Consider the following 12,901-nt stretch of genomic DNA (forward strand, 5'->3'; position numbering starts at 1 on the left):
ATGGAGGGATGGATATGGATTCTCCCATTAGGGAGCTTGAGCATACGGATGAAGCGACCAAGCAGGTTCTAGAAAATGTCCGGAAAAAGAAGGAAAAATTTGATAAAGCAGAAAAGTTACATTATCTTTCTATCTATTCGACTCTTTTATTGGCAGCCATCTTTTTTTGTTATTTTTATTTTGCCATTGCGAAATATTATTCTTATTCCTTTTTTGCCATGTTTTCTGCTTCGTTAAATGATTCGGTTATCATATTTTTAATGGCGGTTACGCTCATTGGGTACGGTTCAATGAATATTTTGAAGCAGCAAAAGGATAAGAAGGAGAAGGAATACCAGGAGTTGAGGGCTGAGATTGCTGACCGCAGTAAAGATTTTTGGAAGAAGGAAGAAGAGTGGAAAAATCGCCATATCGTTTTTGCAATGATGAAAAAAAATTACGATATCAATCTATATCATGAAAAAAAATAAAGAAGCAGAATCTCTGCCTCTTCCTAATTAAAATATCTTCTTCTTTCCTTTTTCTTCTTTTAAAATTTCGACCGCTTCGCGGAAGCGTTGCGAGTGGATGATTTCTCTTTCCCGGAGGAAACGAAGACCGTCATTCAAGTCGGGGTCATCGCTCATATTGATAATCCATTGGTAGGTTGCCCGTGCTTTCTCTTCTGCAGCAATGTCTTCATAAAGGTCGGCGATTGGGTCACCTTTAGCTTGGATATACTGAGTGGTAAAAGGAATTCCAGCGGCATTATGGTAAAATAGGGCTTTATCATGATCGGCATAGTGCCCGTCAAGCCCTGCTGCCTTCATTTGTTCAACAGTAGCGTCTTTTGTGAGCTTGTAGACCATGGTGGCAATCATTTCCAAGTGAGCAAACTCTTCCGTTCCGATATCTGTCAAAAGGCCGATGACTTTGTCGGGAATCGTGTATCGTTGGTTCAAATATCGGAGCGCTGCAGCAAGCTCTCCATCGGCACCTCCATATTGTTCTATCAAAAATTTGGCTAACATCGGGTTGCAGGTGCTGACACGGACAGGATATTGCAGTTTCTTTTCATATATCCACATTTTCCTTTATCCCTCCCTTTGAACGTTCACTACTGCTGATTTTTATGTGAATTTATACCTGCCATGGCCAAGGTGAATCGTCCCAATTCCAAGGATGCCCTGAATAGCTGTTGCCAAACTGCTGAAGGGGGCCAAACTGGCTTTCGAAGGCTTTTTTTATTCGCTTTCTTTCCTTTACATAATGGTTAAATTGGTTTATTGCTTCAAGATCATCATTGTGGGTATCCAAATACAAAGTGAGCTCGACCAGGACAAAGTCGACGGCTTGGAGCTGTTCCATCAATTGATAATACTCGGCAGGAACTTGCTTCATGAAGGGATACCCCCTTTTGCAATTTCATTGGGGCCGTACCAGGGATCATAGAAATCTTTCCAAAGCGTACCTGCTTTAAGAGCCTCAAAAGGAGAAAACTGTGGGAGATTTGGTGGTTGAAAACCCATATATAAATGAGGCGGTGTGGAATACTTTTTTTCAAGCATCGGCTTACAGGGGTCGAAAGGACTTACATACGGATGATAGGTCTTAAGATGAGTGTTCATGGAAACCCTCCCTTTATTTCAGCATCAGTTAATCATATGATAATATTCTTATGAAATGACATAAAAGTTTAATAAATGAAAGGTTTTCGAACGCTGACATAGAATTATAATGTAGTTGAAGTATTAACCTTAGAGGTGATAGGAATATGTTCGTAAAAAATATGATGATTCCAAAGCATGACTGTATTACAGCACAGGAAAACGAAACGCTTAAAGCAGCCTTGGATCGATTGGAAGCTCAAGAAATTGATGGCCTACCTGTTTTGCAAGGTAATAAATATGTCGGTGTAGTGACCAGATATGGGATTTATGAAAATTATTTTCTTTCCAATAAAACAAAGGAAGAATATTTAACAACGACGAGTGTGAAAGACATTGCTACCCACCAAGAGATGTTTTTAGAAGGTGCGGAACTATTTGAAAGGACGATGCTTGATTTAAAAGATTTTCCTCTGCTTGCAGTAGTAGATGAGGACCGTAATTTTCTAGGGGTGATAACTCGCTCAGATGTTCTGAGCTTCTTTGAGAGTGCTTTTGGAGTCAATCGCCCTGGGGTGAGGATTGCGTTTACATCAGTTGAGACGGAAGGGCGGATCGCTCGCTTGTCGGAAATCGCCCATCATTTTCACGAGCATATCATTTCGCTGGTCACCTTTGACGAAACAGATAAGCTGGTCCGAAGAATTGTCATGAAAATTGAAAAGAAAGATAACATTGATAAATTTACGAAAAAACTTGAAGAACATGGGTTCCGTATTTTAAGTATCGAAGAAGTGTAAAAATACTTAATCGTGGAAAAAATACCAATCCCCCTCATACATTGTTATGGGGGGGATTTTTGCATGCTTGCAGTAGGGAGGATTTTGTTTATCTACTTGTTCGGCTATTTATTCATTAAATGGATTTGGATTCCGAAACCATTTGTTTTGGCTGATTTTTTTATTGTTTTAATTACACACCCGCTTGAGTTTTTGGCTGCCTCCTTAGCCCTGTTCCTTGGTGTCCTTCTTACGGGTGGTCTTATCAAGGATTTCATACATAAATTAAGAGGTGCACAGAAGAAGCATATTCTCTTGAAGATTATAGAAATGGTTTTTCTGATCATCGTATTCACGATTCTTTTTCGATTTGGCTGGGAGCAGGCACTTGTTTTTTTTAGTTTAAGTATCGTTTATGGTACCATTTCATTAGAATCTTAGAGTTTTAAAGGGGTATGTGAATATGGGTTTAATCCCAATTATCTTGTTGATTGTTCTCATCATTGGGTTATGCCTGCTTTTATATATGCTGCGGGAGGCCTTTTTAAATGATGTTGTCCGGCATGAATTCCTTTTTCAGGATTTTCCTGAAACGTTTGGAAGGATGACCATCTTTTTTATTTCCGATATTCATAAACGGACAATATCTGATAAGGTCATTCAAACGGCCATAGGGAAGGCTGATTTTGTTGTAGTAGGCGGGGATTTGACAGAAAGAGATGTGCCTTTACAAAAGGTAAAGGCAAATTTAATGAAGTTAAGACAAATTGGTCCCGTTTATTTTGTATGGGGAAATAACGATTATGAGGCCAATTTGCATCAGCTACATACAGTGTTTCTGGAAACTGACATAAATGTCTTGGATAACTCAGCCGTCAGCCTGCATTCTAACCAAGGCGAAAAGATTTTTTTACTTGGAGTTGACGATGTCACTTTAGGAAGGGACCGACTTGAGTTGGCCTTAGACAGAACAGAAGCCAATCACTTTAAAATCTTGGTCAGCCATTCCCCGGATATTATCAAGAAAGTTGGACCAAAGCAGAATATCCGGCTGATTTTAAGCGGACATACACACGGTGGTCAAATCCGTCTTTTTGGATTCAGTCCCGGAGAAAAAGGGGGAATAAAAAGAGTTCAGCAAACAGTGCTTTTCATTAGCAACGGTTATGGAACAACTGCCATCCCCCTTAGATTGGGAGCCCCGGCACAGTGTCATTTGATTACTGTTAGAAACGGAACCGATACTCCTTAGTTAGCTAATAAGAAAGTATAAACTTTCTGTCGAAAGCTTTATACTTTCTTAACGCATAAATTCAACTACGCCTCATGAACCGTCCTATCGGACTCGCCAATCGGCGAGTTTTCATTTAAGGGAGACAATTCACAACCGCCTCTCTGCTTTCATAATCTAACACAAGAGATGTCTAGCAGGGGGCAAAAACATGCGCTTAGAACGCTTAGCAGCTAATAAAATAAAAATTATTTTAACGTCCGATGATTTGTTTGAAAGAGGGCTTTCCAAGGAGGATATTTGGAAAGAATCCGGCAAATGGAATCAGCTATTTCACGATATGCTTGAAGAGGCAAGTGAAGAATTCGATGTTGATATAAGGGGTTCGGTAGCGGTTGAAATTTTCTCCCTTCAAGCTCAAGGAATTATCATGATTATTACCGTCGACCATACGCGGGAAGATGAGGAAGCATTGGATGATGGTTTAATTGAAATGCAGGTAAGAGTAGGGGGCTGTGAGGACTTTTTATATGAATTTGAAGAATTAGAAGATATAATCGGTCTTGCGAAACGGCTTTCCTTATTAGATATTTATGGTGGGAGTCTATATGTATATCGCAGCCGCTACTTTCTTTTGCTGACAAAAATAGAAACCGAACAAAGCTCTATTACCGCCTCATTGATGTCGGAGTTTGGCAATGCATCTATATTAAGTCCGTATGTCCTAAAAGAATACGGAAAACTTATAGTCGGTCACGCAGCGATCGAAACCCTTCTCCACTATTTCAAATGAATAATACACATATCTAATAAGGAGGGGGTTAAACCGCTCCTTAAGTTTTTTCACAATGCAATTTGTTATTTTAAAATAGCAAATAAATGCGAATGACCGCCTTTGCATAATCACATTATATAAAAGGAAAGGTGGATTTTTGTTCTTGCATTAATTGCCTAAAGGTGTATACTTGTGACTGATAGCGGACATTAATCGTTTTAGTATTTTCTTAGGAGGTTTATAAATGTCTACCGAAAAAGGTAATGAAAAGACTAATCATGAGGGTAAGCACGATGTGTTAAAATCAACACAGACCGTTATACATAAAGCCCTTGAAAAATTAGGTTACCCTGAAGAGGTATACGAGCTCTTAAAAGAGCCGCTAAGAATGATGACAGTCAAGATTCCAGTTAGAATGGATGATGGATCTGTAAAAATATTTACTGGATACCGTGCGCAGCATAATGATGCAGTAGGCCCAACAAAGGGAGGAATACGCTTCCATCCAGGTGTAACAGAGACAGAAGTGAAAGCCCTTTCAATTTGGATGAGCTTAAAATGCGGAATCGTTGATCTTCCATATGGCGGCGGTAAAGGCGGGATTATCTGTGACCCGCGCGATATGTCATTCCGTGAGCTTGAAAGATTAAGCCGCGGATATGTAAGGGCAATTAGCCAAATTGTCGGCCCAACAAAAGATATTCCTGCTCCTGACGTATTTACAAACTCGCAAATAATGGCCTGGATGATGGACGAGTACAGCCGGATTGATGAATTTAACAATCCTGGTTTTATCACTGGAAAACCGCTTGTACTTGGCGGTTCCCATGGCCGTGAGTCGGCAACAGCAAAAGGGGTCACCATTTGTATCCGCGAGGCAGCGAAAAAGAGAGGCATCAATATCGAAGGAGCTAGAGTCGTTGTCCAAGGTTTCGGCAACGCTGGCAGCTACTTGTCAAAATTCATGCATGATGCAGGTGCTAAAGTAGTAGGGATTTCAGATGCCTATGGTGCGCTTTATGATCCGAATGGACTAGATATCGATTACCTGCTCGACCGAAGGGACAGTTTTGGAACAGTAACAAAGCTATTCAATAACACAATTACCAATAAGGAACTGCTTGAATTGGAATGTGACATTCTCGTTCCGGCAGCAATTGAAAATCAAATTACCGAAGAGAATGCCCACAATATTCGTGCCGGCATCGTGGTTGAGGCCGCAAACGGACCTACCACATTAGAAGCTACAGAAATTTTAACCGAGCGCGGAATTCTTCTTGTACCTGACGTATTAGCTTCTGCAGGTGGAGTAACTGTTTCATATTTTGAATGGGTACAAAATAACCAGGGTTACTATTGGTCTGAGGAAGAAGTAGAAGAAAAGCTTGAAAAAGTGATGGTCAAATCCTTTAACAATATATATGATACAGCCCAAACTCGCCGCGTTGATATGCGTCTTGCTGCTTACATGGTTGGTGTAAGAAAAATGGCTGAAGCAAGCCGCTTCAGAGGCTGGATTTAAGTTGTTACCATTGAAATATATCCTCAAAACTCCTATCATTAACAGGTAGGAGTTTTTTCTATATATTAAAACAGATGCATGAATGTTTTAAGGAGTGTTCCATTGTGCAAATAGAAGACGTAATTATTATTGGCGGTGGCCCGTGTGGTATGGCGGCTGCAATCGCCTTACAGGAAATAGGAAAAAGCCCGCTTATCATCGAAAAGGGCAATATTGTAAACTCTTTATATAACTATCCAACACATCAAACCTTTTTTAGTACAAGTGAAAAATTAGAAATTGGTGATGTCGCTTTTCTAACCGAAAATTATAAACCAAAAAGAAATCAAGCTCTAGTCTATTATAGAGAGGTTGCAAAAAGAAAAAAGCTTCGTATTAATCCCTTTGAAAAAGTGACACAAGTGACAAAAGACAATCAATTGTTTACAGTTGTAACAGAAAAAAATACTTATCGTGCCAATTATGTTGTCATAGCCACCGGCTACTATGATAACCCCAATTTTATGAAGGTACCTGGTGAGGATCTGCCTAAAGTGTTTCATTACTTTAAAGAAGCGCATCCCTATTTTGACCAGGATGTCTGTGTTATAGGCGGAAAAAATTCCAGTGTAGATGCGTCCATAGAGCTTGTAAAGGCGGGTGCAAGAGTAACTGTTTTATATCGCGGAAATGAATATTCTCCAAGTATCAAGCCATGGATTCTTCCGGAATTTGAAGCCTTGGTCCGGAATGGAGTCATCCATATGGAGTTTAATGCAAATGTCAAAGAAATAACTGAAAATGAGGTCATTTATGTAAAAGAAGGCCAAGAAAAGACCATAAAAAATGACTTTGTGTTTGCCATGACTGGCTACCACCCTGATCATCAATTCATTAAAAAAATGGGAGTGATAATCGACCAAGAATCAGGAAGACCGATTTTTAACTCTGAAACGATGGAAACAAACGTAGAAGGGATTTATATTGCAGGGGTACTAGCGGCCGGCAACAATGCAAATGAAATCTTTATCGAAAATGGAAGATTTCATGGCGGGCAAATTGCAGGTTCCATCTTAGAGAAAGAATTAAAAGGGTGATATTACTATGAAAAAGGTAGTTTTGTTAACTACAGGCGGTACAATTGCAAGTAAACCAAATAAAGATTCTGGAAAACTTGCATCTGGTGCTTTAACGGGTGAAGAACTGGCTGCTATGTGCCAATTGCCAAATGATATTGAAGTCATTGTTGAATCTGTCTTTCAAAAAGCTAGTATTCATATTACTTTTGACGATTTACTTTTATTAAAATCAAAAATTGAGGGCTATTTTAAAGATGATACGGTTTGTGGAGTGGTCGTCACACACGGGACAGATACAATGGAAGAAACAGCCTACTTCCTTGATTTAACAATTGCCGATTCCCGTCCAGTTGTAGTAACCGGATCACAGCGTTCCCCAGAAGATTTGGGGAGTGATGTCTACATTAACCTCAGGCATGCCATCTATTCTGCTTGTGCTAAAGATTTGCATGATGCCGGGGCAGTTGTCGTTTTTAATGAACGGATTTTTGCAGCAAGATACGTCAAAAAGGAACACGCATCCAATATTCAGGGGTTTAACTCCTTTGGATTTGGCTATCTAGGAATCATTGATAACGACCAGGTTCATATTTTTCAAAAGCCTATCAAACGGGAATTTTATAAGGTTCTTACAGCTATCCCCCAGGTTGAGATTATTAAATGCTATATTGGTGCCGATGGGAAATTTATTAAGGCCGCAAGAGAAGCGGGAGTAAAAGGAATCATCCTTGAGGGGGTAGGGCGTGGCCAGGTAGCCCCTAAAATGATGGAAGAAATAGAACTATCAATAAAAGCTGGAATTAAGATGGTCGTTACCACCAGCGCTGAAGAGGGTTCTGTTTATACAACCTATGATTACGAGGGCAGTGCCTATGACCTTTATAAAAAGGGAGTCATCCTTGGCAGCGATAATGACTGCAAAAAGGCAAGAATTAAACTTGCTGTTTCGCTAGCAAGCGGACTAGAAAATATTCAATATTAATGGAAGCTGGAATAAATCTTTCATTTTCCTTACGTCATTTCCATGTTAGACTTAAGAAAATGGAGTTGAAAAGAGGTTCATCATGCTGGGAATCTTATCTGCCGGGATCGCTCCCGGCTTGGCCTTGCTAAGTTATTTTTATTTAAAAGATGAATATGAATCTGAGCCTATTCCCCTTGTTCTTAGAACATTTTTGTATGGTGCGCTGTTGGTATTTCCGATTATGTTTATCCAGCATGTCCTAAAGACAGAGCAATTACTTGATTCAAGCATGATTAACGCATTTATCAGTACCGGTTTTCTTGAGGAATTTTTTAAGTGGTTTATTGTTTTTTATGCCATTTATCAACATGTTGAATTTGATGAACCGTTTGATGGAATTGTCTACGGTGCAGCAGTTTCCCTTGGTTTTGCTACCGTTGAAAATATTTTTTACCTTATTGCTAACGGCATTGAACATGCCATAACCCGGGCGCTGCTCCCGGTCTCCAGTCATGCACTCTTTGGAGTTATAATGGGATTTTATTTTGGCAAGGCAAAGTTTACCGAAGGCAATAAAGCGAAATGGCTTGCTTTGTCGTTGCTACTCCCATTTGTTTTGCACGGCTTCTACGATTTAATCCTGTTATCTTTAGAGAATTGGCTGCTTATCATTTTCCCTTTCATGATCTTTCTATGGTGGTTTGGACTTAGAAAAGTGAAAAAAGCGAAATTGTTAAGTGCTAACCATTTTAAAAAACAATATTCACTTGAAAAGACCCTTCATCATTGATGTTGGGTTTTTTCAGCTAATAAGAAAGTATAAATCTGTCTTCGCCCTTACAGGCTCGCCAATCGGCGAGTTTTCTTTATTTAATTGGAATAAAAACACCATTTAAACAAAAAATAGGATTAATGCAAAAAGATTTACAAATGGGGGTTAATGTTCCATGTTGAAGAAATCGATATTAATAAATCTGCTAATCTTATCCCTTTTAATAACGCCATTACCATTCGTAAAAACCAATCAGGTTCAGGCTTTTTCGGGTCAGGTAATCCAGCATGGTGCGGTTGGCGCGGATGTCATTGAATTACAAGAAAGGCTCAAACATTTAGGTTTTTTTACAGGGACGGTGGATGGAGTTTTCGGCTGGCGGACCTATTGGGCATTACGGAATTTCCAGTATGAATTTGGGATGCCGATTGATGGGATGGCAGGGCCGGATACAAAAGCGAAACTCGTGAAGGCGAGCAAAAACTATAAGGCGGGCAATAATTCTGCGGCAAAACCAAATGCAAAACCGCAAGCACCTGCCAAAAAGCCCACCGCAGCAAACACTCCGGCTGGTTTTTCGCAAAATGATATTCGCTTAATGGCAAATGCCGTTCATGGGGAGTCGAGAGGTGAACCATATATCGGCCAGGTAGCAGTTGCTGCAGTGATTCTAAACAGGGTACAAAGTGCGTCATTTCCAAACACGGTTTCTGGAGTTATCTTTGAACCGGGAGCATTTACGGCAGTCGCCGATGGACAGATTTGGCTGACCCCGAATGAAACTTCCAAGAAAGCAGTGATCGATGCGATAAATGGCTGGGATCCTACCGGCGAAGCCTTGTATTATTTTAATCCGGCAACGGCCACGAGTGGATGGATTTGGGGAAGACCGCAAATTAAAAAAATTGGCCAACATATTTTTTGCAAATAGAGGTGAAAACAGTTGATTAGAGGAATATTGATTGGCGTTCTCGCGGTAGCTATTGCGGGTACTGCCTACTGGGGTTACCAGGAACATCAAGAGAAAAACGCGGTGCTTTTAAATGCAGAAAACAATTATCAACGGGCGTTCCATAATCTTACTTATCGAATGGACCTTTTAAATGACAAAATTGGCACAACACTTGCTATGAACTCAAAAAGTTCATTATCACCGTCGCTAATTGAAGTCTGGAGACTCACGTCACAGGCGCACAGCGATGTTGGGCAGCTTCCATTGACGCTGCTGCCATTTAATAAAACAGAGGAATTTCTTGCGAATATCGGAAACTTCAGCTATCGGACTGCTGCCAGGGATTTGGATAAGGAGCCCCTTTCTGATCAGGAATACGAAACATTGAAATCCCTTTATAAGCAATCCGGACAAATCCAGTCAGAGCTTAGAAAAGTCCAGCATATGGTACTAAAGAACAATTTGCGCTGGATGGATGTTGAGCTTGCCTTGGCCTCAGGTAAGGAAAATACAGATAACACGATTATTGACGGTTTCAAAACGGTTGAGAAAACCGTCAGCGGCTATGAAGAAACTGCTCAGGGGCTTACTTTAACAAACCTGCAAAAAAAGGATGAAAACTATAAAAAAATTAAAGGGAAATCCATTACAAAGCAAGAGGCTGCCGACATTGCGAAAAAATATATGAAAATTGACGACAATGCGGATGTGAAGGTCACCAAAAATGGCAAAGGGTCTGACTACGGCTTTTACAGTGTTTCCGTAAGGAATAACAAAACTGGTCAGGAAGCTAGTATGGACATTACAAAAAAAGCCGGCCATCCCATTTGGTTTATGAACAACCGCCCGATCGATAAGCAGGCGATCAGTTTGAATGATGCCAATAATAAAGCACTTGCCTTTTTAAAAGAAACCGGCTTTAAAGACTTAGAAACTTTTGAAAGTTTTCAATATGATAATGTTGGTGTCTTTAATTTTGTCACCACTACTAATGGGGTTAGAATCTATCCGGAATCGGTAAAAGTTAAGGTTGCTCTAGATAATGGCGATATTGTCGGCGTCTCTGCGGAGGATTACTTAAAGTCCTTTCAAACAAGAAATTTAGATAAACCAACCATTACACTTGAAGAGGCGAGAAAGAAAGTGAATCCAAATCTAAAGGTGATGGAGGACCGGCTTGCTGTAGTCATCAATGATTTAAATGAGGAAGTATTATGTTACGAATTTCTCGGGACAATGGGAGAAGATACTTACCGCATTTTTATTAATGCGAAAACAGGTATGGAGGAAAAAGTAGATAAACTAAAAAATGCGGAAAATATGTATGAAGGTGTTTTATAAGGGAAAGCGCTTGCTTTCCTTTCTTTATTTGGTGCGATAATGAGAATAAAACATCGAATCAGCCCCCATAATAGGAATATCTTGGTTTCGAGGTGAATGGATTTGGAGAAAATCGAAAAAATATTAATGAAGATAATCATCATACAGTTTCTGTTTTTACTTCTAACGCAATTTTTTCTTCATCAGCTTGACACGCTGCCAGAATTGCAGCAACTAACCAAATACGAAGGCGTCAACGAAAATTCCATCACCGAAATACTCCAGACCTTTCAAGGAAACTAATTTATTGCCTCTGCAAACGGGCCTGTTGATTTCCGCTCCGGGCACTCGCTTTCCGCGGGGAGGCTCCCCGGCACGCCCGCGGAAAGCGAGTGCCTGGAGCACCAATCAACAGACTTAATTAAATCATAAATGATTAGAATTTCAACACGATAATTATTAATGAAAAAAATATGAGCAGGCTTGCCTGCTTTTTTTGATTTAATGGATTAAATTAAGGAAGGATTCCATTCTCTTATGGTAAAATAAATATAGACAACTTTAGATATTCATTAGGAGGATTTATGAATAGAAAAATATCCATCGCAATTGACGGTCCTGCTGCTGCCGGTAAAAGCACTGTAGCAAAAATTGTGGCAGAAAACTTATCGTATATTTACATTGATACAGGTGCCATGTATCGGGCGTTGACATATAAAGCAATTGCGAACAATCTTGATCTTGAAGATGAAGACTCCCTAGTGGAGATGCTGCTCAAAACAGAAATAGGACTCCTGCCTTCTGATAACGGGCAAATCGTTTTACTCGATAATCTGGATGTTACTAACGAAATTCGCACATCTGAAGTAACCAATTTGGTATCCATTCCTTCCAAACATCTAAGGGTAAGGGAAGAAATGGTGAGAAGACAGCAATCGTTTGCGAAAAGCGGCGGTGTTGTCATGGATGGGCGTGACATTGGCACCCATGTTTTACCGAATGCAGAGGTAAAAGTCTTTTTACTCGCCAGTGTGGACGAAAGAGCTGAGCGGCGCCATAATGAAAATCTTCAAAAGGGATTCCCATCAGACTTGGAAAAACTAAAAGAAGAAATTGCGCGAAGAGATAAAATCGACTCTGAAAGAGAAGTAGCTCCTTTGAAAAAGGCCGAAGATGCCACCGAAATTGATACCACCTCTTTGACTATTCCGGAAGTAGTCGATAAAATTATGGCTCTTGTGCACGAAAGGATTGGATGAGTTGACGTTTTATACCTTTGCCAGATCAGTAGTAAACGCAATTTTTAAACCATGGTATCGAGTTGAAACGATTGGAGCGGAGAATATTCCAAAAGAGGGCGGCGTGCTTCTTTGTTCCAATCATATTCATAATTTTGACCCCATTATTGTCGGGATTACCGGGAAAAGACCTGTCTATTTTATGGCCAAAGAGGAAATCTTCCGAGTCCCTGTCTTGGGGAACATCGTGCGGAAATGTAACGCTTTTCCTGTAAAAAGAGGAATGAGTGATCGGGAAGCACTAAGAAAAGGAATCAACATCTTAAAGGATGGGCATGTGCTTGGGCTTTTTCCAGAAGGAACGAGAAGTAAAACTGGGGAATTAGGGAAGGGTCTTGCCGGTGCTGGTTTTTTTGCCTTGAAAACAAACTGTGCTGTTGTTCCGTGTGCGATTCTTGGCCCTTACAAAAGCCTGCAAAAGTTAAAGGTAGTTTATGGTAAACCTATTCAAATGGACGAACTTAGAACTTCGAAGGCATCTGCAGAAGTAGCCACTGAATTAATTATGGCTGAAATTCATAAACTTATTAAAGAGGATCGATAGGTTTCCGCTTGACAAAAGACATGATTTATAAGAAGTTAAATATGAGATTCAATTTTGGGCAAATCAGAATTTATAGATAATTATAGATTTTGCTAGTCAA

The 12,901-nt window shown here is 40.0% G+C and carries 17 protein-coding genes; 14 read left to right on the plus strand and 3 right to left on the minus strand.

Annotated elements, in window-relative coordinates; all coding sequences use genetic code 11:
• The first annotated feature begins 14 nt into the window (after positions 1-14).
• Positions 15-470: a DUF2663 family protein gene (locus tag ACNQGS_RS09000; protein ID WP_491487044.1), complete on the plus strand. Its 456-nt coding sequence runs from the start codon at positions 15-17 to the stop codon at positions 468-470.
• A 27-nt stretch (positions 471-497) separates the two neighbouring features.
• Here ACNQGS_RS09000 and ACNQGS_RS09005 read toward each other — a convergent pair whose 3' ends face one another.
• Genes ACNQGS_RS09005 through ACNQGS_RS09015 form a run of 3 tightly spaced genes read right to left on the minus strand, consistent with a single transcriptional unit; the run spans position 498 to position 1,607 of the window.
• A complete protein-coding gene (locus tag ACNQGS_RS09005) occupies positions 498-1,067 on the minus strand; it encodes a manganese catalase family protein (RefSeq protein WP_213145002.1) in 570 nt (189 codons plus the stop codon).
• A 52-nt stretch (positions 1,068-1,119) separates the two neighbouring features.
• Positions 1,120-1,380, minus strand: a complete 261-nt coding sequence (locus tag ACNQGS_RS09010; protein WP_423798973.1) for a spore coat protein CotJB — start codon at positions 1,378-1,380, stop codon at positions 1,120-1,122.
• On the minus strand, positions 1,377-1,607 hold the full coding sequence (locus ACNQGS_RS09015; protein WP_423798972.1) for a spore coat associated protein CotJA: 231 nt from the start codon (positions 1,605-1,607) through the stop codon (positions 1,377-1,379). The genes ACNQGS_RS09010 and ACNQGS_RS09015 overlap by 4 nt, the downstream gene beginning before the upstream one ends.
• 146 nt (positions 1,608-1,753) lie before the next feature.
• On the opposite strand from ACNQGS_RS09015, the gene ACNQGS_RS09020 reads away from it, so the two are divergent.
• From ACNQGS_RS09020 to ACNQGS_RS09080, 13 genes are all read left to right on the plus strand, one after another.
• On the plus strand, positions 1,754-2,386 hold the full coding sequence (locus ACNQGS_RS09020; protein WP_491487045.1) for a CBS domain-containing protein: 633 nt from the start codon (positions 1,754-1,756) through the stop codon (positions 2,384-2,386).
• A gap of 63 nt (positions 2,387-2,449) precedes the next feature.
• Positions 2,450-2,806 (plus strand): hypothetical protein, encoded by a 357-nt coding sequence (locus ACNQGS_RS09025; protein ID WP_464490976.1) that lies wholly within the window; start codon positions 2,450-2,452, stop codon positions 2,804-2,806.
• A gap of 22 nt (positions 2,807-2,828) precedes the next feature.
• Positions 2,829-3,617, plus strand: coding sequence for a metallophosphoesterase (locus ACNQGS_RS09030; RefSeq protein WP_491487046.1), 789 nt, complete (start codon positions 2,829-2,831; stop codon positions 3,615-3,617).
• Between the two features lie 190 nt (positions 3,618-3,807).
• The gene (locus ACNQGS_RS09035; RefSeq protein WP_491487047.1) at positions 3,808-4,389 is read left to right on the plus strand and encodes an adaptor protein MecA; all 582 of its coding nucleotides are present in this window, start codon (positions 3,808-3,810) and stop codon (positions 4,387-4,389) included.
• Positions 4,390-4,615: 226 nt separating this feature from the next.
• The gene (locus ACNQGS_RS09040) at positions 4,616-5,893 is read left to right on the plus strand and encodes a Glu/Leu/Phe/Val family dehydrogenase (protein ID WP_213120339.1); all 1,278 of its coding nucleotides are present in this window, start codon (positions 4,616-4,618) and stop codon (positions 5,891-5,893) included.
• A 74-nt stretch (positions 5,894-5,967) separates the two neighbouring features.
• Entirely contained in the window at positions 5,968-6,969 is a 1,002-nt protein-coding gene (locus ACNQGS_RS09045; protein ID WP_491487048.1) for a YpdA family putative bacillithiol disulfide reductase, read from the plus strand.
• A gap of 7 nt (positions 6,970-6,976) precedes the next feature.
• On the plus strand, positions 6,977-7,933 hold the full coding sequence (locus ACNQGS_RS09050) for an asparaginase (protein WP_213145009.1): 957 nt from the start codon (positions 6,977-6,979) through the stop codon (positions 7,931-7,933).
• A gap of 82 nt (positions 7,934-8,015) precedes the next feature.
• Positions 8,016-8,705 (plus strand): glutamic-type intramembrane protease PrsW, encoded by a 690-nt coding sequence (gene prsW / locus ACNQGS_RS09055; RefSeq protein ID WP_213145010.1) that lies wholly within the window; start codon positions 8,016-8,018, stop codon positions 8,703-8,705.
• A gap of 157 nt (positions 8,706-8,862) precedes the next feature.
• Positions 8,863-9,618 carry a spore cortex-lytic enzyme gene (gene sleB, locus ACNQGS_RS09060; protein WP_423798966.1) on the plus strand — a complete coding sequence of 252 codons (756 nt, stop codon included), beginning with the start codon at positions 8,863-8,865 and terminating at the stop codon, positions 9,616-9,618.
• A 12-nt stretch (positions 9,619-9,630) separates the two neighbouring features.
• Positions 9,631-10,980, plus strand: coding sequence for a germination protein YpeB (gene ypeB / locus ACNQGS_RS09065; RefSeq protein ID WP_491487049.1), 1,350 nt, complete (start codon positions 9,631-9,633; stop codon positions 10,978-10,980).
• A 102-nt stretch (positions 10,981-11,082) separates the two neighbouring features.
• Complete coding sequence (locus tag ACNQGS_RS09070) at positions 11,083-11,262, plus strand: DUF5359 family protein (protein WP_213120345.1); 180 nt, start codon at positions 11,083-11,085, stop codon at positions 11,260-11,262.
• 281 nt (positions 11,263-11,543) lie between these two features.
• Entirely contained in the window at positions 11,544-12,218 is a 675-nt protein-coding gene (gene cmk, locus ACNQGS_RS09075) for a (d)CMP kinase (RefSeq protein WP_491487050.1), read from the plus strand.
• 1 nt (position 12,219) lies between these two features.
• On the plus strand, positions 12,220-12,801 hold the full coding sequence (locus ACNQGS_RS09080) for a lysophospholipid acyltransferase family protein (RefSeq protein ID WP_491487051.1): 582 nt from the start codon (positions 12,220-12,222) through the stop codon (positions 12,799-12,801).
• Positions 12,802-12,901: the final 100 nt, after the last annotated feature.

This window comes from Neobacillus sp. PVCKKU3, assembly GCF_058323225.1.